Here is a 22,981-nt window from a genome sequence, read left to right as displayed (position 1 = left end):
TCGGATCAGGGACCGGTGGCGCGAGGCATTTGCCCGCCCCGGTCAATAGGGAGGAGAAAACATGCCTAAGGATCATGGCATCGGCGCCAGCCCCAAGCGGCGCGAAGACGTCCGGTTTCTAAGTGGAACTGGCAATTACACGGACGACATTCAAGTGAACGGGCAAGCGTTTGTGCACTTCCTGCGCTCAGATGTGGCCCATGCAAACATCACATCCATCGACACGTCAGTGGCATCGGCGATGCCGGGTGTCCTGAGGATCTTTACTGGTGCTGACTTTGAAGGCGTGGGTGGCATTCCCTGTGGCTGGCAAATCACCGATCGTCATGGCGAACCCATGCAGGAGCCCGCGCATCCGGTTCTCGCTCAAGGGAAAGTGCGATATGTCGGTGATCAGATTGCTGCCATTGTGGCCGAGACCGTTGAACAAGCACGCGATGCAGCAGAAGCAATTGAGCTGGATCTTGAAGAGCTGCCAGCCATAGTGGACATGAAGGCTGCGCTGAAAGAGGACGCTGCAAAGGTTCACGACGATTTGACCAGCAATCTTTGTTATGATTGGGGGTTTGTCGAAGAGAACAAACCAGCTGTTGACGCAGCATTTGATGCTGCAGCGCATGTTACCACGCTTGAGCTCCGCAACAACCGCCTTGTCGCCAACCCAATGGAACCCCGTGTGGCCATTGGCGATTTCAACCGCGCCACCGGTGAGAGTACACTTTATACCACCAGTCAGAACCCGCATGTGATCCGGCTATTGATGGGTGCATTCGTGCTGGGCATCCCTGAGCACAAGTTGCGCGTTGTTGCTCCAGACGTTGGTGGAGGGTTCGGTACAAAAATCTTCCACTATGCCGAAGAAGCGTTCTGTACTTTTGCAGCGAAGGCGCTCAACCGTGCGGTGAAGTGGACATCCACGCGCGCGGAAGCCTTCATTTCGGACGCGCATGGGCGTGACCATGTGACTAAAATTGAATTGGCACTAGATGCGGAGAACAACTTCACGGCTGTTCGCACTGATACATACGCCAATATGGGCGCATATCTGTCGACTTTCGCTCCCTCTGTGCCAACATGGCTTCATGGGACGCTAATGGCTGGGAACTACAAAACGCCATTGATTTACGTAAATGTGAAGGCGGTGTTCACGAATACGGTTCCGGTTGATGCGTATCGCGGAGCGGGTCGCCCTGAGGCTACCTTTCAGCTGGAGCGAGTGATCGACAAAGCGGCGCGGGAATTGGGTGTTGATCCCATTGCACTGCGGCGCCAAAATTTCATCACAGAGTTTCCATATGAAACGCCTGTAGCTGTTGCCTATGACACAGGTGACTATCATGGGACGATGGATATCTTGGAAAAGATGGCGGACTTGTCCGGGTTTGAGGCGCGGCGCAAAGAAAGCGAATCGCGTGGCAAGCTTCGAGGTCTTGGGGTCAATTGCTATATTGAAGCGTGCGGCATCGCCCCGTCCAATCTGGTAGGGCAACTGGGAGCGCGCGCAGGCCTTTACGAAAGCGCCACAGTTCGTGTTAATGCCACGGGTGGCATCGTTGTCATGACCGGATCCCACTCACATGGTCAGGGGCACGAGACCTCTTTCCCGCAAGTGATCGCAGAAATGATCGGGATTGATGAAGACATGGTCGAGATCGAGCATGGCGACACATCGAAAGCACCAATGGGCATGGGCACTTACGGGTCTCGCTCTATTGCGGTGGGTGGATCAGCCATGGTGCGCGCAACGGAAAAAATAATCGCCAAAGCGAAGAAAATTGCGGCACATCTTATGGAAGCGGCTGACGCCGACATTGAGCTTTCAGATGGTAAATTTAGCGTCGCAGGCACAGATAAATCTGTCGCTTGGGGCGATGTGACTCTGGCAGCTTACGTGCCTCACAATTATCCGTTGGAAGACATTGAACCCGGCTTGGAGGAAACTGCGTTTTATGACCCGGCGAACTTCACATATCCGTCAGGGGCATATGCCTGTGAGGTCGAGGTCGATCCAGATACGGGCAAAGTTACAATCGAGAATTTCAATGCTGCAGATGACTTTGGCAACATTATCAACCCAATGATTGTAGACGGACAGGTGCACGGCGGGATCGGCCAAGGTATCGGACAGGCACTGCTTGAGAACGCAGCGTATGATGAAAACGGTCAACTGCTTAGTGCGTCCTACATGGACTATGCCATGCCGCGTGCCAACGATGTGCCCTTCTACGGCGTGGATCATTCAAGTCAGACGCCCTGTACGCACAATCCATTGGGTGTGAAAGGATGCGGCGAGGCCGGAGCTATTGGTTCGCCGCCTGCGGTTGTTAACGCAGTTGTTGACGCCTTACGCTCTGGTGGACATGATATTTATCATATCGATATGCCGGTATCGCCATCGCGCGTTTGGCAAGCGATGAACGGCTGAGGGAGAAAAGCTATGTACAATTTTGAGTTCGAAAAGCCCTCGACGATCGCAGAGGCAATTAGTGCATTGGGAGACGAAGAAGCACTCCCGCTGGGCGGTGGACAGACGCTGCTGCCAACTATGAAGCAGCGCCTCGCCAGCCCAAGCAAGGTGGTGAGTCTAAAGGGAATAGCCGAGCTGCAAGGTATCTGTACCGCAGATGATGGTGCGCTTTGTATCGGAAGCGCGACCTGCCATGCAGACGTAGCCTCTGGCGCCGGTGTCTATCCGGGGCTTGCCGGTCTTGCAGCAGGGATCGGCGATCCAGCTGTCCGTGCGCGTGGCACTATTGGCGGTTCACTTGCCAACAACGACCCGGCGGCTTGCTATCCTGCTGGCACATTGGCTTCTGGAGCGAGTATCATAACCAACAGCCGCGAAATTGCCGCAGACGACTACTTCCAAGGGATGTTTGCGACCGCGCTAGATGAGGGTGAAATCATCACAGAGGTGCGTTTCCCGGTACCTATCGCGTCAAACTACCAGAAATTTGAGCAACCGGCCTCTCGCTTTGCTTTGGTTGGGGTGTTCGTCGCGCAATACAACGACAGCGTACGTGTGGCCGTGACTGGTGCTTCAGAAGAGGGGGTGTTCCGCTGGAGTGATGCAGAGGCGGCTTTGTCTAGTAATTTCGTAGCGGACGCAATTGCCGATATGGCACCTAGTGCAGACGGTATGATCACTGATTTGCACGGAACTGCGGCGTATCGCGCGCATCTGGTGGGAGTTCTCACACGCAGAGCAGTTGCCGCTGCAAAATAGAACTTGGACGTGAGTGTCTAAGGGCCCCAACGCGATGTTGGGGCCCTTTTGCTGTCCGTTGTCAGGCAAGTGCCGGGTACAAATGAAATTGCCCTCGCGGCGCGGAGCTGCGAGGGCAAAAAAATAGTTTTATAGACGCGAATTACTTAGCCAGAGGTCCGATCATCATGATCATTTGGCGGCCTTCCATCTTGGGCATGTTTTCGACTTTGCCCAACTCTTTGATATCCTCGGCCACGCGAAGCAGTAGCTCACGCCCGAGATTTTGGTGCGCCATTTCGCGGCCACGGAACCGCAAGGTGATCTTTACTTTGTCACCGTTTTCCAAAAATTTGTACACGTTGCGCATTTTGACTTCGTAGTCGTGCGTGTCCGTGTTTGGACGGAACTTCACCTCTTTGACCTCGATGGTCTTCTGTTTCTTACGAGCCTCGGATTCGCGCTTTTGCTGTTCATATTTGAACTTGCCGAAATCCATGATCTTACAAACAGGTGGAGTCGCGTTTGGAGAGATCTCGACAAGGTCCAGACCAGCTTCTTCTGCCATGGTCATGGCTTTGGCTGGGTGCACGACACCGGCGTTTTCGCCGTCTGCGCCAATCAAGCGGATTTCAGGGGCACGGATGCGTTCGTTTACGCGAGGGCCGGTTTCACGCTGAGGCGGTGCGTTGTGAGGTCTGCGGGCTATCGTTTTGTTCCTTCGATGGTGGATACCTTTGAGAAGGCAATTTATTCGGGGTTGCGCGCCGATACAACCTTCGAATCCGTCCGCATGATGTAAATCGGCAGGCTTTCCCCCTTGAGAGTGTGCTTTCGGTGCACGAGGTGTGTGTCATCAAAGCCCGGCAGCATGTGCCGGAGTTCATAATCTGGGAGTTTGATGATGAAGAATCTTATTTGGGTGGTCGTGGCGGTCGCGGTTCTCGCTGTCGGTTACTTTGTTTTTGGCAAAAGCGAGTCTGAAACTTTAAGCGGATCGACGTCGCCAGAAGTTTCAGCCCAAAGTGCGGCAGAAGACACCGAAACTGGAATGGTTGAGGCCGCGGTTGAGGACGTTGAGAACGCCACCGAAGAAGCGGTTGCAGCGGTTACAGATACTGTTGAAGCGATTTCAGATGAAGCGGAATCTGCTGTAAATGATGTCGTGGACGACGCAAACTCTGCTGTGGAAGCCGCTACAGAGGTAGTCTCAGACACACTTGAACAAGCCGCAACAACCGCAAGTGATGCCACCGAAACCGCAGTCGAAACAGCTTCCGATGTGGTTGAAGGTGCAACTGAAGAGCTGACGGAAGCTGCCGAGCAGGCCACGACCGCGACAAGCGATGTCACCGAGGCTGCGACCGATTCTGTGGCTGATACCGCAGGAGGGCTGACCGATGTGGCGCAGTACTTTACGGCAGAAGGGTTCGACCTCAGCAAGGTAGAACAAGCGATTGATGCTGCGCCTTTGGGTGACTTGCAAAAGATGTCTCTGAAAACAGCGATTCAAGGCGCGGTCGACAACCCTGAGCTTTTGACGCAAGCGCTTGGATCCGCCAAATCCGCCTTGGGTCTGTAAAGCTAAAACAAACAAAGGGCGCCCTAGCGATGTTGTGGGCGCCCTTATGACTGTGTTTCGAAGAGCGTTATCTCAATCTAAGAAGGCTTTTTCGACAACATATTGCGCTGGTTTGGAGTTCGCACCCTCTTCAAGGCCCGCCTCTTCAAATAGCTCTTTGAGCTCTAGATTGAATGCGAGGTTACCACAGATCATAGCGCGGTCGGTATCTGGGTTAAGCGGTTCAATACCGAGATCCTCAAAAAGTTCACCGGACCGGATCAAATCTGTAATCCGGCCCATTTTTGGACTCTCTTCACGTGTAGTGGTGGGGTAGTAACGAATTTTATCTGCGAACCCTTCACCCATAAGCTCGGCAAGCATCTCCTCGTTGCGAATGCTCTCGATTAGGTCACGCCCATAGGTCAATTCGCCCAACTCGCGGCAGGTGTGGGTGATGATGATTTCATCGTAGTCTTCATAGGTTTGCGGTTCGCGCAGAAGGGAGGCAAATGGAGCAAAACCCGTACCTGTCGCGAAGAACCAAATTCTTTTTCCGGGGATCAGTGCGTCATGCACAAGTGTTCCAACCGGTTTGGGGCGCAGAATGATTTCGTCTCCGGGCTTGATGTGCTGAAGCTTAGATGTCAGCGGGCCATCTGGCACCTTAATTGAGTAGAACTCCATCTCTTCGTCCCACGCCGGAGACGCAATGGAATAGGCGCGCAGCAGAGGTTTCTGCTTCCCCGTTTTGGGGTCGGCGTCGCCCATCAGGCCAATCATGACGAACTCGCCAGACCTAAAGCGCAGCGATGCAGGCCGTGTGCAGCGGAAAGAGAACAGGCGATCTGTATAGTGTTTCACTTCCGTCACGGTTTGCGCGTCGGGCAGTGTTGGTACTTTAGCGGATTTTTCTTGGGTCACAGGCGATTGCTCAGTCATATTTAAACAGGCGGGATTGCCACGCCTCCTCATGTATCATTTCTGCTTGGGTTTTGAAGAAATATCAGTGCAAAAGCCATTGCATTAAGGGCAGTTGCACATTTTTTGACCAAATGGTCAACCGCGAATGCGTGCTTGATAGTCGTTTGCTTGCCAATCGGCGCGGAATTGCCATTCGTCTTCGGGTTGGCGGTCGGCAAGATCGTTGGAGATTTCGACCTCATCAAAGCCACAGCGGCGCGCCATGGCATATTGATCTGAAATCACGTGACCTTTTGCGCGCAAGCGTCCAGTGTAGCCAGCAAGGCGCAGCTGGCGCGCGATGGTAAAGCCGCGACCGTCTGCAAAGCTTGGAAAATCCACGCGCACCATTTGCACACCCGAAATCTGTTCGATCAATTGGGCTGGGTTGGTATCAGAGGGCACGTCCAAGGATGCCACGTCATTTGCGGCTTCATCCAAGGGCACAAACCCCAAAGTCCAATCATCGGCTCCAAAGCCGGTATCCGTCACGATGACAGTCATGTTTCTACTCCTTTTCGCACCATTTTGCCGTCCACAAAATGAATGCCGCATTCTTCTTTGTTCTGTCCACGCCAGCGACCGGATCGTGGGTCTTCGCCTTCGGCCACCTTGCTCGTGCAAGGGGCACAGCCAATGGATGGGTAACCCTGCGCCACGAGCGGATGACGGGGCAGGCGGTTTTCTTCCATGTACGAACGCACATCCTCAGGCGACCAGTGCGCAAGCGGGTTTACCTTGATGCGACCTGTAAACTCCTCAACCTCAAAGAAATCCAATGCGGCACGTGTTCCGGATTGGAAACGTTTGCGACCGGTGATCCAGCCATCATAGCCACGCAATTCTTTCTGCAGCGGACGTGTTTTGCGCAAAGCACAGCAGGCGTCTGTGTCGCGCAAGTGAAGTGTTCTGTCTGCATCTTCCGCCGCGAGAGTCGTTTCCGTAGCGCGAACCACTTTCACATTTTGCAAGTTCAGACGCTCTGCCACATCCTGTTGATAAACCAGAGTTTCTGCAAAAAGCATTTCCGTGTCGACAAACAGAACGGGAATGTTGCGATCAGCGATGGCGGCCATATGCAACAGCACAATTGACTCAGACCCAAATGAAGACACCAATGCAAGTTTGCCGGCCTGCGGGTCTTTGAGAGCAGCTTCCATAACCGCCGTCGCCGAATGATGCCGGTAACGTGCATTCAGTGCATCCACTTTGGCTTGCAAAGGGTCGACCCGCTCAGACCCCGGCGCAAGGCCGGTGGTCAGAGGGGAAGTTAAAGGTGTCACTCCATCATGCCGCATTGGCCTGTGCCTCAGGGTAAAGATACGCTTTGAACGGCGCCAGACCCAGGCGACGGTAGGCTTCAATAAAGGTCTCTTCGGGGCTTTCGCGTAGCTCCAGATACCCACTGATCAGGCGCTCAATGGCTGGCACGATCTCATCGTAGGCGAAGCCGGGGCCGGCGCGCTGACCTATGGCTGCATCCCAGGTGGCATCGCCGCCAAGCGTGATTTGGTAGTTTTCCACACCAGCACGATCAAGACCTAAGATGCCGATGTGGCCGACGTGATGGTGGCCGCAGGCATTGATACAGCCTGAAATCTTGATCTGCAGATGGCCAATGTCATGTTCGATTTTCAGCTCGTCGAACCGAGTTGCGATTTGCTGCGCAACAGGGATCGAGCGCGCTGTTGCAAGCGCACAGTAGTCCATGCCTGGGCACGCGATGATGTCGCTGACCAAACCGATGTTGGCAGTATGCAACTCAGCGGCCCGTAATGCCGCGTAAACAGCGGGCAGGTCGCTCTTGTGAACATGAGGCAATATCACGTTTTGCTCATGGCTGATGCGCAGCTCATCGTGACCGTAGTCGCGTGCGATCTGCGCCAAAACTCGCATTTGATCAGCGGTCGCATCGCCCGGCGTAGCTCCCTGTTTTTTCAGGGAAACAGTGACAATGCTATAACCTGACGCGCGATGCTCGGACAGGTTTGTGTCTACCCAACTCCGAAAAATTGCGTTCTTTTCGTATTCGGCGTCAAACGCCTCGGTTGGCGCATTGCGGAAGGCTGGCGCCGCGAAGTGCTCTTTGATCTCGGCAAGAAGCTCTTGATCCACACCGGTGAAGGTGGGGCGTATGGTGACATAGCGCGCATCAACTAGGGCGCGGAACTCATCCAAGCCTGTTTCATGCACGGTAATCTTGATGCGTGCTTTATATTTATTGTCGCGGCGACCGACTTGGTTCCAAACAGAAACAGTGGCCTCAATGTAGGGCAGCAGGTCTTCGCGGGGCAAAAAATCATGCAGGATCTTGCCAATCATCGGTGTGCGGCCCAAGCCGCCGCCAACTATGATTTGGTAGCCGGTCTCGCCTGTATCGTTCTGAACGATGCGTACAGCCAAATCATGTGCTTTTAGAACGGCACGGTCCTGTTTCGCTGCGCTGACGGCGATCTTAAACTTACGGCCCATAAACTGAAATTCCGGGTGGTCCGTGGACCATTGACGGATCAGTTCAGCTAAGGGGCGTGGGTCTTCGAGCTCATCGGCTGCGGCACCTGCGAAATGATCTGCCGTCACGTTGCGGATCGTGTTTCCAGATGTCTGAATGGCGTGCATGCCAACTTCACCAAGCGCGTCCAGCATGTCAGGGACATCGGTTAGCTTGGGCCAGTTGTACTGAATGTTTTGGCGGGTGGTGAAGTGGCCATAGCCTTTGTCCCACTTCTCCGCCAGCAGCGCCAGCGTGTCCATTTGGGCAGATTTCAGAGTGCCGTAGGGGATCGCCACACGAAGCATATACGCGTGCAATTGGAGGTACAAACCGTTCATCAAGCGGAGCGGTTTGAATTCATCCTCGGTGAGATTTCCGGCGATGCGGCGCTCTACTTGAGCGCGGAACTGGCGGTTACGCTCTGCCAGAAAGTCTTTGTCAAAATCGTTGTACTGATACATGGCTGGACCTTTTATCTTGCTGCAGGAGAGACCGTTTAGGCGGTCTGACCATCCTGTTGCTTGGTGTCTGCTTGCTTGCCGTGAAAGTAGTTTGACGGACCTGTGCGGCGGAATTCCTCGCGGAAGTGTGTCGGCTGAAGGCCGTCTTCGCCCTCAGTTGTGTCGGCCAAATAGGCGCCGACAACCACGTCGACTTGCTGTTCTGCCTCTAGTAGGCGCAGTTGTGCGTGTGCTTCGTCTGTCAAGTATTCAGCAGAGGCCAAATTGCGGGTCCATGTGTCCTCGACAGTGAAGTAAATCACGTCGCCCTCGATGAGGGCGTTGGCGGTGATGACTTTGGGTGTGAATGCGCGGGGCATTGATCCGACTCCGGTGTTTGACTTTGAGTAGAATATAGGAAATATTCCCGCCAATCCGCCAGATGCCGGCGAAAATAGAAACACATGTTTTGGCGTTGCGTGGGGATTGCGCCAAAGTTCCACAATTGGCAGGGGAAATGGGATGGCGTTGCGTATCGACGAAATGGATAAGAAAATTCTTGGGGAGTTGCAGCGGGACGCGGCGCAATCTTTGGACGAAATTGCCAAGCGAGTGGGCTCATCCAAGACGCCTGTTTGGAATCGGATCCGCAAATTGCGCGAGGGTGGGGTGATCCGCCAGCAAACGGTCCTGCTTGACGCCGAAGCGCTTGGTTTTGATGCCTGTTTCTTTGTTCTGATCCGCACCAGCGAACATGAGGCGGACTGGCAGCAGAAATTCCTAAAAGCTCTACGTGAGCGCCCTGAGGTGTTGGAAGCACACCGGCTGGCGGGGGATATTGACTATATTCTGAAAGTTCAGGTGCAGAACGCGCGCGCCTATGACACCTTTTACCAAGCTTTGATTTCTGAAGTGAAAGTGCACAATGTTACGGCCTTGTTATCTATGGAAGAAATCAAGTCCACCAGCATGTTGCCGCTCTAAGCGTTAAGAAATCGCGGTTTCTCTAAACACGGCGATTTTGATGTCGGTATCCCGTCGGTATCGCGTCTGCTTTGCGGAGGTGCAAATTCTTGGCGCAAGTTCTTAACCAAGCGACATCAAACTTGGAGCGCGTAGGCCTCTGAAACGGATGTGTTTGACGTGGCGGCCTGCGGTGGCTCACCGTCAAATGGCGTAACGGGAACTTCAACACGAAAGGTGCTTCCGACGCCGTCGGTACTTTGCACCTCTACCGTTCCGCCCATGGATTCAACGGAGAGTTTCACAATGGAAAGTCCAAGGCCGGTCCCGGATTGTTGTCGATTGAAGCTGGCGTCAACCATGGAAAAGGGCTCAAAAATCCGTCCCAGGTCTTCGATGGGAATGCCGCAGCCTGTGTCTTTTACTGTCAGGCTCAACCTGTCGAGCGCGGACATTTTTGCAGTGACGTCGACATAGCCTTGATCGGTAAATTTGACGGCGTTGGACGTCAGGTTTGCGATAATGTTTCGTACCTTCGCAAAGTCCGCCACGATCAGTCGCGGCACGTTTTCAGAGACGGTTTGGGAAAATCGAACGCCCTTTGCTTCGGATTTGCGGGCGTATTTTTTCCGGGTTTCGGTAAACATCGCACGGATATCTATCTGACTGGAGGTTGGTGAGTTGTGTTTGGCCCCCAACCGACCGATTTCCAAGACATCGTTGACATGGTCCAGAAGGCTGTGAGCCGACGTGATGATCATGTCCAGATAGCGCAACTGTTTTCGGTCGAGGTTTGAGCCCTTTAGAAGGTCGGCCCCACCAAGGACGCCGTTAAGAGGGGTGCGCATTTCATGGCTTAGGACGGAGATGGCATGGGCTTTGTGGGTATTGGCAGCCTTGGCAGCTTCCAAAGAACTTTCAAGCATGTCTCGGTTTTGAGACCACTCATCCATGACACCATTTAGCAGAAGGCGCAACGACGCCAGCTCCAGTGGAGCACCTTTGCCGAGGTCGGGCACACGCGCTGAGATATTGCCAGATTGAACGTCTTGTACGGTTTGGCTGATTTTTTTGAGTGGCCTTACGATAAGTCCTGACAGAACCCATGCAACCGCAGAGGCGAGCACAAACAGAAATGCCAACGTCCAAATGAGTTCCTTCACTTCGACCATTGCGGCGTCATGGAGTTCTGAAATCGGTTGTGGGACCATTACGCCCCAGCCGGTTGCCGGGACGAATGTGTACCCGGCGATCATATCTGCCTGTAACGGAGGGGAGAAAAACTGCATGACGCCAGTTTGACGGGACACCATTCGTTGGACAACTTCAAGCCCAGAGGCGTCTTTCGAAATATCTGTCCACTGTTGTTTTGGGTGACCCAAGACACGCCCATTTTGGTCAACAACCATCGCATGGCCACGGTCGCCGAATGCAATTTGCTTTTGTTGCGTCCGAACATAACTGGTGTCCATGGTGCCAATCAGGAGCGACCCTGATGCGGTTTTTTGGTAGACGTACATGGTCGGTTGGCCGCCAACTTGGTAGACGCCTGATAAGTTCGCTTCGGTTGCAACAGCCGTGGCTTGCAGCTGTCGGACAATGGCGGAGGAGGGCACGGAGTTGGGCGAGCCAACGATCCCGCGAATGACGGTGGACTGTTCATCAAGTTCGGCGACTGCATAGACACCGTATACTGAAAGTAGATCAGACAGGGCTGAGGTGTTCTGGATGTCAATTTCGCTTCGAGACAGAAACTCAAAGGTGGTTGTGAGGTCTGTGGCAAACCTTTGCATGGATGATGCGAGGTTTTGAGCGATGATCAGATGGGCCTGCTCAACTTTCGCGAGTTCCCTCTCAAAGGCAACGCGTTCTCGATTTTGAACCACCAAAGCCATCGGTGCCAAAACCACAAATACCAATGCCAGAAAGATGAAGGTTCGCATCGATCTCATTCGCGACATGAGCATGTTTTGCGGTTGTGAGGGACGCTTTAAGATCATGACTCATTCCCAACAATGTGCAGGCGTTCATCATACGAGTTCTGTCGTTTTCAGGGCGGAGCTTTTGCATGATCCAATGACCCTTGGTTTATAGAAACTATACTTTCGATTAGTCTCTTTTAAGCGCACCGCTTAGTACCGCGATCATCAGCGCCAACACCGCCAGCACGCCAAAGGACACGCGCAGCGAGGTTGCGTTGGCCACAAATCCAATCAGGGGTGGGCCAAGCAACATGCCGCCATAGCCAAAGGTGGCTGTGCCAGCCAGCGCTTTGCCGGGGCTTTCGACAGGGTCATTGGCAGCGCGGCTAAAGGCCAGCGGGAAGATCAAGGCATAGCCGACCCCCATAAGCACGAAGCCGGCGAGCATCATAGGAGGTGTGGGGAAGAGCACGGTGACGGCTGCGCCGCTGGCGGCGGCGAGGCCGCTGGCGCGGGCGGCGATCTCGGGTGAGGTTAGCCGGGTTATCCAGTCCCCCAACAGGCGCATCACAACCATCGTGATCGAAAAGATAGCATATCCCATCACCGCCCAGTTTTCGGGCGCGCCGCCCACGTCGACCAGATAGACCGCGCTCCAATCCGCGATGGCGCCTTCGCCCATTGACGCACCAAACGCCAAGAGGCCGACCAGCACAAGCTGTCCTTTGGGGATCGAAAATATCGGCGCTTTGGCATCACGGTTGACGGGTGACGCCCATGGGATATTGCCCAGCCAACACAGCAGGACAGCCAGAGGCAACCCGATGAGCGCAAAGTGTACAAACGGGCTGGCCCCCAATGAGATGGCGGCAAATCCTGTTCCAGCCGCAAGCCCTGCGCCGAGGCTCCACATGGCATGGTAGGAGGACATTTGCGGGCGTTTGGCCCAGCGTTCCACCTCGGCGCCCCAGGCGTTCATCGTGACATCCATGCCGCCGTGAATGGCACCAAAAACAAAGAGTGCACCGGCAAGTGTGGGGACGTCGGGGGCGATTGCGAGCGCTAACAGGGCGGAGATTTTTACAAGCGCAAAGACCTTTGTAACGCGCGCCGCGCCGTAGTGATCAGCAAGACGACCAGCAAGCGGGAAGGCGCATATGGCGCCGCCAGCCAGCAGAAGAAGCAGCGCGCCAAGGCCAGCGTGGCTGAGCTCATGGGTGGCCTTCAGCGCGGGGATACGGCTGGCCCAAAGACCAAAGAGCGCGCCGTTGAGGCCAAACATGGCGGCTATGGCCACCCAAGTTCCGCGGCGGGACAGGGTGTCAGGCGCGTTGAAATCAGTGGTGGTCATCGGAAACTTTCCGGTTTGAGCCCGTATCTGGTCAGTTTGTCATACATGGTCTTGCGGGGAAGCTTGAGCGTTTCCGCCGCGGCGGCGGCGCGACCGCGATGTTTGCGTAGTGCTTCGGCCAGCAGGGATCGTTCGACCTGCGCCATTTGCTCAGCCAGCCCCAACCCATTGTCTGGGGCGTCTTCGCCGGGCAGACCAAGGGTGAACCGCATGGCTGCACTCATCAACGCACGGGCGTTGCCGGGCCAATCCTGCCCCATAAGATGTGAGATCACCTCTGGGGTGATTTCGGGGGCCTCAACACCAGCTTGCTCAGAGGCTTGGGCGACGTAGTGTCGGAACAGCACAGGGATGTCTTCGGGCCGGTCAGCGAGGGCCGGGATGCGGACCTGTAGGGCTTCAAGGCGGTAATAGAGGTCTGCGTGGAGCGCACCAGATTGCACAGCTTCATCAAGCGCGGCCGCGCTGCCAAAGATCAGGCGCGGGTGATTTGGTGTCTCCAGTAGGGTGAGCAGCGCAAACTGGGTCTGCATCGGCATGGATTGGATTTCGTCCAGAAACAGGCTGCCACCTTTGGCGGTGTCGATCGCCTCTGTGAGGGCCACGGGGGACATGCCGGCGGCGGTGTTTTTGCCAAAGGGGCCTTCGGGGTGCGCACCACAGAGGTGGATCACCTCGGCGACTTTGGAAATGCCTGCGCCGGTTGGCCCAGCCACAAGAGTTTCGGCGGTGATGCGGGCCACCGAGCGGACACGGCGGCGCAGGGCATCTGCTTGAGGTGAGGTGCCATAGATCAGACGGGCCGCGGCGTCACCGGTTTCCAACTGAGCTTTAAGGCGGCGATTTTCCAGCGCCATGGCGCGCGCGCCTTGTGCCCGTTGGATCACGGCCACCAATTCCACTGGGGCACAGGGTTTTTCCAAGAAACCAAATGCACCTTGGGTCATGGCGCGCACAGCCATGGGAATGTCGCCCTCGCCCGTCAGCAGGATCACGGGCAACTCGGTATCTGTGGTGCGGGTGTACTCCAATAGGTGAAAGCCATCGCGGCCCGGCATGCGCATATCCGACAGGATCACGCCTGCAAATGTCGGGCTGATATGGTCCTTGGCCTCAATAAAGGAGCCTGTGGCGATCACCGAGAAATCTTCAAGCTCCAAGGTCTGAGCAAGGGCTTCGCGCACGATCGGGTCGTCATCCACAATGAGAACTGGAGATGTCATGCAAGGCTTTCCTCCTGCCAGTGGTTTAACTCGACCGTGAACACCGCGCCATTGTCTGGGGCATTGGAGCCGCGGATATTGCCGCCAAAGCTTTGTACCAATCCGTAACTGATCGACAAGCCCAGTCCCATGCCGTCTGCTGTGCCATCAGATTTTGTGGAGTAGAACGGATCAAACACGCGCTCGGGGTCTGCGAGTCCAGGGCCGATGTCGCGCACCGTGACCCAGAGCTTACGCCCCGTGTTGATCTCGATATGAATCAGCCGGTCCTCTTGTGCCAACATTGCGTCAATGGCGTTGTTGATGAGGTTTACAAACACCTGCGTCAGGCGGACCTCGCCGCCAAGGGCAAAGACCGGCCCGGCGGCGTCAGGTCTCCATGTGAGTGAGACCTCGTGTTCTTTGAGGCGCGGCTCTGTTAGCTCCACGGCTTGAGATATCACTGCCACCAAATCGACACGGCCCATGGGTTCGCTTTCGTTGCGGGCAAAGGCGCGGAGGTTTTTGATGATACGCGCCATCCGGATCGCCATTTGTGAGATGCGGATGAGGTTGTCGCCCGCTTTGCCAACATTGTCGCGCTCCAAAAAACGCGTGCCGTTGTCGGCAAAGGTCTGAATCGCTTGCAGCGGCTGATTGAGCTCATGACTGATGCCGGCGCTCATTTGGCCAAGGGCGGAAAGCTTACCCGCTTGGACCAGGTCAGCTTGCGCCTGTTTTAGCGCGGCTTCAGCTTCCTCTCGTTCTTTGATTTGATGGCGCAGGGCCTCGTTGGTCGTGCTGAGAGCCTGTGTGCGCAAAGCCACGCGCTGTTCCAGTTCCGTGTTGGCTTGTGACAGGACCCGGCGACGTTCCAGAACTTGCAGCATTATCAGCCCAAACACCATCACCACTGCCGCTATGGCGCCTGCTTGTAGCGCGGCAATGCGGCGTGCCGGGCTCACGTCCACAATGGCCTCGGCAGCCATGTCGATGATCGGCAGGTCCTGCACCAAATGCAAGCCGCGTTTGGGGATATAGGGCCCCCAATCCAATTGCCAAATGTCGTACCCTTTTTGCGTGTAGGCAGAAAATGCAGCGTGGGTGATGTCGGTTGATTGGGGCGGCACCAAACCAGCTTGTCCGGCAGGGCGCCGCCAGAAAATCAACTCCGAGCGATTTGAGATGAAGACCTCGTTGGCATCATCAATGAAGAACACCGTTGGGCCATCACCCCGCCAGTTTTCTTCCACATCTTCGACATCGACCACCACGGTCAGCACGCCAATCACCTGACCTGTGATGTCAAAGCTTGGCGCAGAGAAGTAGAACGCGCGCTCGTTGTAGTGGGTGTCCACAGTGTGGTGCATGCCGAGTGCGCCGTGCAAAGCGCGCGCAAAATAAGGGGTTTCGCGCAGGCTGGTGAACGATGCGACCTGATCCTGCGCCGTCGCAAGAATGGTGCCGTCCGCCGCAGCAAATACCATGTCACGGGCGGTCATTTTGTCCGCGATTTCTCGTAACAGCTTTGCGCCCTCTGCGCTGGATGTTGTGTTGTTGGTGAGGCCAACCAAAGTGGGGTTGTCGGAGGTCAAAACCGCCAGTTCTTGATAGCGCTTAAGCTGTGAAATGAGCCGATCAGCGCCAAGCGCGAGATCGGCCTCTCCGCGCCGGGCGAGTTGATCGAGCGCCTGCGAATATCCATAGTTCCATACCCCAGTGGCCACAGCCAAGAGGATGAGAAGAAATACAGCCAGAATCGCCGCGCGGTGGCGGATCCATGTCGTCATACCCGTAAGACTATCGGGTTTACCCGTGGGTCGGAAGGGCTCCAATATTCGTGCACTGCTGTGAAAACACTGCCTATAGAAGTACTTGGCGGCGTGAGTTTGTGGCACCGAGTAACAGTTTTGTTGATATGTGAAGTTCTTTACTTCCATGCTCTTGCCCTGCGGTGAACAATCGTTCAGTCTGCCGTCAAATCAGCAGGGGGTCGCAATGCCAATCAGAAACCGTTTTGCACAGTTGCAGGAAGAGATCACAGAGTGGCGCCGCCACCTGCATGAGAATCCAGAGTTGATGTATGATGTGCACGACACGGCCGCCTTTGTTCAGGCGCGGCTGAAAGACTTTGGTGTGGACGAGATCACACCGGGTATTGGTCGCACCGGCGTTGTGGCTGTGATCAAAGGTAAGACGGATACAAAAGGTCATACCGTTGGGCTGCGCGCGGATATGGATGCGCTGCCCATTCATGAGGCCACGGGGCTGAGCTATGCCTCAAAGGTTGAGGGGAAAATGCATGCCTGCGGTCATGATGGACATACGTCCATGTTGTTGGGTGTGGCCAAATATCTGGCGGAGACCCGCAACTTTGACGGCACAGCGGTGTTGATTTTCCAACCCGCTGAAGAAGGCGGCGCGGGTGGGCGCGAGATGTGTCGCGATGGTTTGATGGACCGATGGGGCATTGATGAAGTCTATGGGCTCCACAACGCACCGGGATTGCCTGTTGGAGAATTTGCCATCCGTCCCGGGGCACAATTGGCCAGTGCAGATGAATTTGAAATTGTGGTGACCGGCAAGGGTGGTCACGCCGCAGAGCCGCATATGGCGGTGGATACGACATTGGTGGCTGCGCAAATCGTTGTGTCGTTGCAAAGCATCGTGGCGCGAAACGTGAAGCCAATCGAACGTGTGGTTTTGACGGTTGGCACATTGGACACCGACAGCAACGCGTCAAATGTGATTGCGCATTCGGTGCGCATGAAAGGCACAGTGCGCACGCTTGATAATGCCAACCGCGCGTTGGTGGAGCAGCGCATTCGAGATATCGCGACACATACGGCGCTGGCATTTGGTGCGACGGCTGAGGTTGTTTGGGAAGACGGCTACCCGGTCACAGTGAACCACGTGGCAGAAACCGAATACGCCATCAAAGCGGCGCAGGCGGTGGTTGGGGTGGACAAAGTTGACCCAAACGTCGAGCCCATCATGCCAGCCGAGGATTTTTCTTTTATGCTGGAGGAGCGCCCAGGTGCCTACATTTGTCTTGGCAACGGCGACAGTGCGCAATGCCACCATCCGGAATTTAACTTCAACGACGATGCCATCCCGGCGGGCTGTAGCTGGTTTGTAGAACTGATCGAACAGCGCATGCCGGTCGCGGACTAAACCAAAAAAAGCGAGGATACGAGATGCCCACTAAGAACCGTTTTGCGGAGCTACATGATGAGATCACCACTTGGCGACGCGATCTGCACGAGAACCCAGAGATCCTGTTTGAAACCCACCGCACCAGCGCCATAGTCGCCGAAAAGCTGCAAGAGTTTGGGTTGGATGAGGTTGTGACCGGCATTGGCCGCACAGGTGTTGTTGGTGTGATCAAAGGTAAGGCAACCGGATCTGGAAAAGTGATCGGGTTGCGCGCAGATATGGATGCGCTGCCCATTCATGAGCAGACCGGCGTGGAATATGCGTCCAAGACACCTGGTGCGATGCATGCTTGTGGCCATGATGGACATACAGCGATGTTGCTGGGCGCAGCGAAGTATCTGGCGGAAACGCGCAATTTTGACGGAACGGTTGTGGTGATTTTCCAGCCTGCCGAAGAGGGCGGCGGCGGCGGTCGTGAGATGTGTGAAGATGGCATGATGGACCGTTGGGGCATTCAAGAAGTGTACGGCATGCACAATTGGCCCGGACGGCCTTTGGGCAGCTTTGCGATCCGGCCCGGCGCGTTTTTTGCCGCCACAGATCAGTTTGACATCCACTTTGAGGGCCGCGGTGGCCATGCGGCTAAGCCGCATGACACGGTGGACACAACTGTGATGGCGGCGCAGGCGATTTTGGCGCTGCAGACGATTGCAAGCCGCAATGCGGATCCGGTGGATCAAGTTGTGGTGTCTGTGACCAGCTTTGAGACCTCTTCAAATGCGTTCAATGTGATCCCTCAAAAAGTGCATATCAAAGGGACCGTTCGGACCATGTCCAAAGAGATGCGGGATTTGGCGGAAGCTCGGATCAGTGCCATTTGTGACGGGGTTGCGGCAACCTTTGGTGGGACCGTGGATGTCAAATATCATCGGGGCTACCCTGTGATGGTGAACCACGACGTTCAGACCGAATTTGCGGCGGAGGTGGCGACATCCATTTCTGGACAGTGTGATGAGGCGCCACTTGTGATGGGCGGAGAAGATTTCGCCTTTATGCTGGAAGAGCGTCCCGGCGCCTATATTTTGGTTGGCAACGGTGAAGATGGCGCCATGGTGCACCACCCAGAGTACAACTTTAATGATGATGCGATTCCGGCCGGATGCAGCTGGTGGGCGGAAATAGTTGAAAAACGGATGCCAGCAGTTTAAGTAAAATTGTAAGGCCGCACGAACAGGTGCGGCCGGTTATCTGGAAACGCGGCGGTCAGGAGGCCAGGCGATGTTCCAGATGGGTCGACAAGGCTTGCAGAAGGTGGGTCTTGTTGATCGGCTTCGACAGAAAATAGTTCATTCCCGCATCTAGACAGGTTTTCTTGTCGCTCTCAAAGGCGTTTGCCGTCAACGCGATGATTGGCGGTTGTGTAATCGACAGGCTGCGAATGATACGGGTGGCAGTCACGCCGTCCAGTTCTGGCATCGACATATCCATGAGCACAATATCCGGCGTATGCAGGCGGCAATGTTCCACGGCTTCCAACCCATTTTGAACTTCGGTGAGCTCGAGGTCATAGTCATCGAGATATTTTCGGATCAACATACGGTTGGTCTTGTTGTCTTCGGCGAGCAGAACCCGCGCGCCTTCAAGGCGGCTGGGGTCAAACTGCGGTTGGCTGGCCTGCGCTGCTTGATCTCCGTAAGGGGCCGATGCCTGGATGGTTGCGACGAAACACGCGCCTTCAGTATAGTCTGCATCCAGTGTGATATCGCCGCCCATGCGGCGGGCCAACATGGTTGAAATGGTCAGTCCCAACCCGGTGCCACCAAACGCGCGCGTGGTGGCGGCATCCGCCTGAGAAAAGCGGTCAAAGATGTGCTTGGCTTGCTCTGTTGAGATGCCAATGCCCGTGTCACATACTTTAACAGTAATACAGTAGGGGGATGCGGCATCGTGCTGAACCAGGATCCGGACACTGCCCTCTGATGTGAATTTGATCGCGTTCCCAATCAGATTGAGTAGGATTTGGCGAAGCCGCCCATCATCGGCCCGGATGTCGGTTGGGACATCGTCATCAAACTCAACGCTGAGGTGGATCTTTTTTTGCTCAGCTTTGTGTTTGAGAAGATCAACCACACTTTCGACACAGCGATGTAGGTCAAAATCAACTTCCGAAATCTCAAGTTTTCCAGATTCAAGGCGAGACAGATCCAGAATGTCATTGATGATTTTCAGAAGTGCATTGCCGGAATCTCGGATGGTGGCCACGCTTTGACTGTTCTCTTTGGACAGAGGTGAATCCGCCAAGAGCTCCGACATCCCTATAATGGCATTCATCGGTGTGCGGATTTCATGGCTCATATTGGCAAGGAACTCGGACTTTGCCCGATCTGCCTTCTCTGCCGCAATTTTGGCCTCCGCCAGTTCGGTTTCGTAACGCTTGGCTTGGGTGATCTCGCGCTCGATGGCGATACTGAGCTCGACTTTGCCGTCGTCGTCCAGGACCGGGAACAGGTTTGTGTCGACCCAGATGAGCTTTCCAGATTTGGTTTTGTTCAGAATCTCTGTTTGAAAGCGCTGTCCCCTGCGTTGGTGACTTTTGATCGCTTCAATTGTGTAAGGTGCGGTCTCATCCGCGTTGAGAAGCGTACCAACACTTTTGCCGAGGGCTTCTTCCGCTGCGTAGCCCGTCATGCGCGTGAAACCCGCATTTACCCAGATTATCTTACCGTCTGCGTTGGACAGAACAATGCTGTCTGATGCGTGTTTCGCCACAAGCGATAGACGCTCAAGCTCGGTTTCTCGGGCGCGCAGAGTTCTGATGACGTCCTGTCGGCTGTTTGAAAGCCGCCCGGCGGAAATAATTGGCACGAGTATCAGAACACATGCCAGCAAATAGAAGAGGCGCGTGCCCCAGATGTTTTGCGGTTTGGCGGTCCAGCCTTCTTTTGGACGCGTTGCCATCTGCCACGTGCCGCTTGGCAGCTGGACGTCGACCAAGATGGGGTCGTCGGCAAATATATCGGGAGACCCAAAAAACAGGCTGCCCTGCGCGCCAGTACCATCCTTACCGACCAAGGCGATATCTAGTGATAGCGTCTCATCGAGGAGACCAGTTTTCTGATATAGCTGCTTCGCATCAATGACTGCGGACACAATGCCCCAGAACACGCGCGTTCCATTGCGTGTGTCCCAAACCGGAAAGCGGCCGATAAAGCCTTGCCCACCTTGCACAAGGTCGACAGGCCCAGCCAGAACCATGTCCTCTTCGTCGCGGACCCGAAATGCAGCGGCGCGCTGTGCTTCGTTTTGGTTGTAGTCCAGTCCCAGTGCGGCGATGTTGGGTACGTAAGGGAATACGCGGGTGACCACCAAATTGGGCGCGGCGGCAATGTTTAAGAACTCCGGATGGTCACCAACAACAAGCCTTGCGGTTTGGCTATATTCGTTCTGAGACATGTCTAGGTTGGAGGACAAAGCAGCCACCATGCCGCGCACCAGTTGAATATTGGCGCCGATGTGTCCTTCGATCTGCGCGCGCAGGCGACTTGTCTCACTATGTGCCAGAGTGCGCTGCTCCTGTAGCGCGATCGTCCGATTTTGCATTTCCGCGATAACAGCAAATACGAGCACAACCGCCATTGCCACCACAGATGACACATAAGGCCGTGTACCCAAAAACCGAGTCACAGCCTGAAAGGAAGTCAGAGGAAGCATGCGTGATCGATCCTAAGTGAGCAGCTAACTGTTTAATGGCCAAGATTAGCACAATAAACTTCTTCAGCCGTTAATGCGCGTGCGGGGCGCTTTGTCGAATGGTTGTGACTTTCGTCGAGCAATCGTCGTCAAGCGCAAACAACAATGATCTTAGAAAGAACCGTGATTTTTGCAAAGGTATATGGTGTGAATTGAGCCCCGCAGGCGTCTGTGAGCGCGAAACAACGCTGTTTGCGTTGATCGCGTGGCGCGGAACCTAGTTGGTTTGGACATCATGTCTTAATGGTAACGGCCAACGATTCGGCGAGTTCAGCCCCCCATCAGCAGAGATGGTAACGCCAGAAGTTTTGTGGTGCGGATGAGAGGTTGTGGCAAGTTATGCATGTCTGTGCGAAACAGTTTGGACGTGTGGGCGAAGGTGATACGTCATCTGTAAGTGTGGGGCGAGAAGCGTGGAGCAAGGTTCAAAGGCGGTTGGGATGCAGCTGCGTAGCTATTTGATGCTACGTCCGCTTCTGCAACCTTTGATGCGCTTGATTGTTGCGCGGCGTGTCCGTCAGGGCAAAGAAGATCCGGAGCGCTGCGGAGAAAAGTTTGGGCGGGCCACTCTGGCGCGACCTGAGGGGCGTTTGATTTGGCTTCATGCCGTTGGTCTGGGGGAAGTCTTGGCGCTGCGGCCTTTGTTGGCGGAGTTGGCGCAGCAGGCGCCTGAAATGTCCTTTCTGGTGACTTCCACGGCCCGTAGCTCTGCACAGGTTGTGGGCGCCAACCTTCCTGGCAATGCTGTGCATCAGTTTCTTCCTTTGGACGGTCCGGTCTTTGTGCGGCGTTTTCTTGACCACTGGCAGCCGGATTTGGCGGTATGGTCTGAGCAAGATTTATGGCCCGGCGCGATTTGTGATGTGGCAAAGCGCGGGATTCCTTTGGCCTATATCAATGCACGTCTGAGTGAAGATGGAATGGCTCGCCGCCGCCGGTTTCAGTCGGGTTTTACGGCGTTGATGTCGCGATTTGACCGGATCTACGCGCAAGATCCACAAACGGCGCGTCGCTTAAGTGATCTCGGCGTGCCCAAGCCAGAGGTTATGGGATCTTTAAAACCTGCTGCATTGCCCTTGTCCGTTGATGACGCGGAACTAGAACAGCTGCGCCATGCGCTATTGGGGCGGCGGGTTTGGGTGGCGGCCTCCACACATGCAAAGGATGAAGCTGTTGTTCTGGAGGCGCACCAAGAGATTTTGGCGCGCGACCCCGAGGCGCTTCTGATCATAGCGCCGCGCGCACCAGATCGCGTGGGCGCGGTTGTGGAGGCCGTCAAAGCGCGCAATCTGACATATATCGTTCGCAGCGAAGGGGGCAGGCCAAAGCCCCAGCACATGGTGTTTGTTGCGGACAGCTTTGGTGAGCTTGGGCTGTGGTATCGTTTGGCGCAGTCCGCCTTTGTGGGAGGATCGTTTGATGACGTCGGTGGTCATAACCCCTGGGAAGCACTTTGCCTTGGGTGCCCTGTGTTGCACGGTCCGATCACCCACAACTTTGCACAGGACTATTTGGATTTGGATGCTGCGGGTTTGGCGCGGTGCATTTCCTCGGGTCCTCAATCCGCGCAGGCGCTGGCTGCTGCTGTGAGCGAAGGGGTGCCCGTGCAGGTCACCGAGAAGGCTGCGTCTTTGGTGAGCGCCGCGCGTGCGCGATTGACGCCATTGGCCGCGGATTTGCTGTCGCTGATGTCGCGACGCCCCTGATCACAATGAGCTATGCTGAAGTTCAGGTGGTGACTCCTTGCAGCGGCGCGGACGTCAAGGTGACTGTGCCTTCCTAAAAGCCAGGTGGTTCGCAATGTGAGCCACCGGTGGGGCGGGCGGGTTTGCCCAAAACCGAAAACCCGATAAAATACCACTCTCTCAAACCCCTTAAAAATTGGAGGTTTTGCGAAAAAAATGGTCAGTCGGTGAAGTTTTTTCATTTTCCTGTAAAAAAGCGCTTGCGACTCGCCGCACCCGGGACTAAATA

At 55.2% G+C, this 22,981-nt stretch carries 18 protein-coding genes; 7 read left to right on the top strand and 11 right to left on the bottom strand.

The window, feature by feature from the left end:
• Positions 1-61 precede the first annotated feature (61 nt).
• Both ABWV47_RS12095 and ABWV47_RS12090 read left to right on the top strand, forming a co-directional pair.
• Entirely contained in the window at positions 62-2,425 is a 2,364-nt protein-coding gene (locus tag ABWV47_RS12095) for a xanthine dehydrogenase family protein molybdopterin-binding subunit (RefSeq protein ID WP_353312145.1), read from the top strand.
• A gap of 12 nt (positions 2,426-2,437) precedes the next feature.
• Positions 2,438-3,226 (top strand): FAD binding domain-containing protein, encoded by a 789-nt coding sequence (locus tag ABWV47_RS12090; protein WP_353312143.1) that lies wholly within the window; start codon positions 2,438-2,440, stop codon positions 3,224-3,226.
• A 142-nt stretch (positions 3,227-3,368) separates the two neighbouring features.
• Here the strand turns inward: ABWV47_RS12090 and infC are convergent, their stop codons facing one another.
• Positions 3,369-3,914: a translation initiation factor IF-3 gene (infC, locus tag ABWV47_RS12085; protein WP_353313854.1), complete on the bottom strand. Its 546-nt coding sequence runs from the start codon at positions 3,912-3,914 to the stop codon at positions 3,369-3,371.
• Positions 3,915-4,109: 195 nt separating this feature from the next.
• On the opposite strand from infC, the gene ABWV47_RS12080 reads away from it, so the two are divergent.
• Positions 4,110-4,787, top strand: a complete 678-nt coding sequence (locus ABWV47_RS12080) for a hypothetical protein (RefSeq protein WP_353312141.1) — start codon at positions 4,110-4,112, stop codon at positions 4,785-4,787.
• Between the two features lie 72 nt (positions 4,788-4,859).
• On the opposite strand, the gene ABWV47_RS12075 is transcribed toward ABWV47_RS12080, so the two are convergent.
• The 5 genes from ABWV47_RS12075 to ABWV47_RS12055 all read right to left on the bottom strand — a co-directional run bounded on the left by ABWV47_RS12075 (position 4,860) and on the right by ABWV47_RS12055 (position 9,043).
• The gene (locus ABWV47_RS12075; protein WP_353312140.1) at positions 4,860-5,708 is read right to left on the bottom strand and encodes a ferredoxin--NADP reductase; all 849 of its coding nucleotides are present in this window, start codon (positions 5,706-5,708) and stop codon (positions 4,860-4,862) included.
• 117 nt (positions 5,709-5,825) lie between these two features.
• The gene (locus ABWV47_RS12070; protein WP_353312138.1) at positions 5,826-6,233 is read right to left on the bottom strand and encodes a DUF934 domain-containing protein; all 408 of its coding nucleotides are present in this window, start codon (positions 6,231-6,233) and stop codon (positions 5,826-5,828) included.
• Entirely contained in the window at positions 6,230-7,027 is a 798-nt protein-coding gene (locus ABWV47_RS12065) for a phosphoadenylyl-sulfate reductase (protein ID WP_353312136.1), read from the bottom strand. The genes ABWV47_RS12070 and ABWV47_RS12065 overlap by 4 nt, the downstream gene beginning before the upstream one ends.
• Positions 7,017-8,684 (bottom strand): nitrite/sulfite reductase, encoded by a 1,668-nt coding sequence (locus tag ABWV47_RS12060; protein ID WP_353312134.1) that lies wholly within the window; start codon positions 8,682-8,684, stop codon positions 7,017-7,019. The genes ABWV47_RS12065 and ABWV47_RS12060 overlap by 11 nt, the downstream gene beginning before the upstream one ends.
• A 35-nt stretch (positions 8,685-8,719) precedes the next feature.
• Complete coding sequence (locus tag ABWV47_RS12055; protein WP_353312132.1) at positions 8,720-9,043, bottom strand: DUF2849 domain-containing protein; 324 nt, start codon at positions 9,041-9,043, stop codon at positions 8,720-8,722.
• A gap of 142 nt (positions 9,044-9,185) precedes the next feature.
• Between ABWV47_RS12055 and ABWV47_RS12050 the strand changes: the two genes are divergently transcribed.
• Positions 9,186-9,647, top strand: a complete 462-nt coding sequence (locus ABWV47_RS12050; protein ID WP_353312130.1) for an Lrp/AsnC family transcriptional regulator — start codon at positions 9,186-9,188, stop codon at positions 9,645-9,647.
• 116 nt (positions 9,648-9,763) lie between these two features.
• On the opposite strand, the gene ABWV47_RS12045 is transcribed toward ABWV47_RS12050, so the two are convergent.
• The 4 genes from ABWV47_RS12045 to ABWV47_RS12030 form a co-directional block, all read right to left on the bottom strand.
• The gene (locus tag ABWV47_RS12045; RefSeq protein WP_353312128.1) at positions 9,764-11,569 is read right to left on the bottom strand and encodes a sensor histidine kinase; all 1,806 of its coding nucleotides are present in this window, start codon (positions 11,567-11,569) and stop codon (positions 9,764-9,766) included.
• 166 nt (positions 11,570-11,735) lie between these two features.
• On the bottom strand, positions 11,736-12,899 hold the full coding sequence (locus ABWV47_RS12040) for an MFS transporter (protein WP_353312127.1): 1,164 nt from the start codon (positions 12,897-12,899) through the stop codon (positions 11,736-11,738).
• On the bottom strand, positions 12,896-14,122 hold the full coding sequence (locus ABWV47_RS12035) for a sigma-54-dependent transcriptional regulator (RefSeq protein WP_353312125.1): 1,227 nt from the start codon (positions 14,120-14,122) through the stop codon (positions 12,896-12,898). Before ABWV47_RS12035 ends, ABWV47_RS12040 begins: the two co-directional genes overlap by 4 nt.
• A complete protein-coding gene (locus ABWV47_RS12030) occupies positions 14,119-15,891 on the bottom strand; it encodes a sensor histidine kinase (protein ID WP_353312123.1) in 1,773 nt (590 codons plus the stop codon). The genes ABWV47_RS12035 and ABWV47_RS12030 overlap by 4 nt, the downstream gene beginning before the upstream one ends.
• A 208-nt stretch (positions 15,892-16,099) precedes the next feature.
• Here ABWV47_RS12030 and ABWV47_RS12025 point away from each other — a divergent pair, with 208 nt between their 5' ends.
• Together ABWV47_RS12025 and ABWV47_RS12020 are read left to right on the top strand one after the other, a co-directional pair.
• On the top strand, positions 16,100-17,275 hold the full coding sequence (locus ABWV47_RS12025; protein ID WP_353312121.1) for a M20 aminoacylase family protein: 1,176 nt from the start codon (positions 16,100-16,102) through the stop codon (positions 17,273-17,275).
• Between the two features lie 23 nt (positions 17,276-17,298).
• Entirely contained in the window at positions 17,299-18,465 is a 1,167-nt protein-coding gene (locus tag ABWV47_RS12020; RefSeq protein ID WP_353312119.1) for a M20 aminoacylase family protein, read from the top strand.
• Positions 18,466-18,520: 55 nt separating this feature from the next.
• Here ABWV47_RS12020 and ABWV47_RS12015 read toward each other — a convergent pair whose 3' ends face one another.
• The gene (locus tag ABWV47_RS12015) at positions 18,521-20,968 is read right to left on the bottom strand and encodes a response regulator (RefSeq protein WP_353312117.1); all 2,448 of its coding nucleotides are present in this window, start codon (positions 20,966-20,968) and stop codon (positions 18,521-18,523) included.
• 479 nt (positions 20,969-21,447) lie between these two features.
• Between ABWV47_RS12015 and ABWV47_RS12010 the strand changes: the two genes are divergently transcribed.
• On the top strand, positions 21,448-22,713 hold the full coding sequence (locus ABWV47_RS12010) for a 3-deoxy-D-manno-octulosonic acid transferase (protein ID WP_353312115.1): 1,266 nt from the start codon (positions 21,448-21,450) through the stop codon (positions 22,711-22,713).
• Positions 22,714-22,981: the final 268 nt, after the last annotated feature.

Origin of the sequence: Shimia sp. NS0008-38b (assembly GCF_040370365.1) — a bacterium.
Lineage (GTDB): Bacteria > Pseudomonadota > Alphaproteobacteria > Rhodobacterales > Rhodobacteraceae > Shimia.
The sequence above is the reverse complement of the archived record's forward strand: the minus strand, read 5'-3'. Positions and strand labels throughout refer to the sequence as shown.

What these genes read in the sequence shown, in the direction of transcription:
- ABWV47_RS12095 (WP_353312145.1), top strand. Translation starts at nt 62, where the DNA reads ATGCCTAAGGATCATGGCATCGGCGCCAGCCCCAAGCGGCGCGAAGAC.
- ABWV47_RS12090 (WP_353312143.1), top strand. Translation starts at nt 2,438, where the DNA reads ATGTACAATTTTGAGTTCGAAAAGCCCTCGACGATCGCAGAGGCAATT.
- ABWV47_RS12080 (WP_353312141.1), top strand. Translation starts at nt 4,110, where the DNA reads ATGAAGAATCTTATTTGGGTGGTCGTGGCGGTCGCGGTTCTCGCTGTC.
- ABWV47_RS12075 (WP_353312140.1), bottom strand. Translation starts at nt 5,708, where the DNA reads ATGACTGAGCAATCGCCTGTGACCCAAGAAAAATCCGCTAAAGTACCA.
- ABWV47_RS12070 (WP_353312138.1), bottom strand. Translation starts at nt 6,233, where the DNA reads ATGACTGTCATCGTGACGGATACCGGCTTTGGAGCCGATGATTGGACT.
- ABWV47_RS12065 (WP_353312136.1), bottom strand. Translation starts at nt 7,027, where the DNA reads ATGCGGCATGATGGAGTGACACCTTTAACTTCCCCTCTGACCACCGGC.
- ABWV47_RS12060 (WP_353312134.1), bottom strand. Translation starts at nt 8,684, where the DNA reads ATGTATCAGTACAACGATTTTGACAAAGACTTTCTGGCAGAGCGTAAC.
- ABWV47_RS12055 (WP_353312132.1), bottom strand. Translation starts at nt 9,043, where the DNA reads ATGCCCCGCGCATTCACACCCAAAGTCATCACCGCCAACGCCCTCATC.
- ABWV47_RS12050 (WP_353312130.1), top strand. Translation starts at nt 9,186, where the DNA reads ATGGCGTTGCGTATCGACGAAATGGATAAGAAAATTCTTGGGGAGTTG.
- ABWV47_RS12045 (WP_353312128.1), bottom strand. Translation starts at nt 11,569, where the DNA reads ATGCGAACCTTCATCTTTCTGGCATTGGTATTTGTGGTTTTGGCACCG.
- ABWV47_RS12040 (WP_353312127.1), bottom strand. Translation starts at nt 12,899, where the DNA reads ATGACCACCACTGATTTCAACGCGCCTGACACCCTGTCCCGCCGCGGA.
- ABWV47_RS12035 (WP_353312125.1), bottom strand. Translation starts at nt 14,122, where the DNA reads ATGACATCTCCAGTTCTCATTGTGGATGACGACCCGATCGTGCGCGAA.
- ABWV47_RS12030 (WP_353312123.1), bottom strand. Translation starts at nt 15,891, where the DNA reads ATGACGACATGGATCCGCCACCGCGCGGCGATTCTGGCTGTATTTCTT.
- ABWV47_RS12025 (WP_353312121.1), top strand. Translation starts at nt 16,100, where the DNA reads ATGCCAATCAGAAACCGTTTTGCACAGTTGCAGGAAGAGATCACAGAG.
- ABWV47_RS12020 (WP_353312119.1), top strand. Translation starts at nt 17,299, where the DNA reads ATGCCCACTAAGAACCGTTTTGCGGAGCTACATGATGAGATCACCACT.
- ABWV47_RS12015 (WP_353312117.1), bottom strand. Translation starts at nt 20,968, where the DNA reads ATGCTTCCTCTGACTTCCTTTCAGGCTGTGACTCGGTTTTTGGGTACA.
- ABWV47_RS12010 (WP_353312115.1), top strand. Translation starts at nt 21,448, where the DNA reads ATGCAGCTGCGTAGCTATTTGATGCTACGTCCGCTTCTGCAACCTTTG.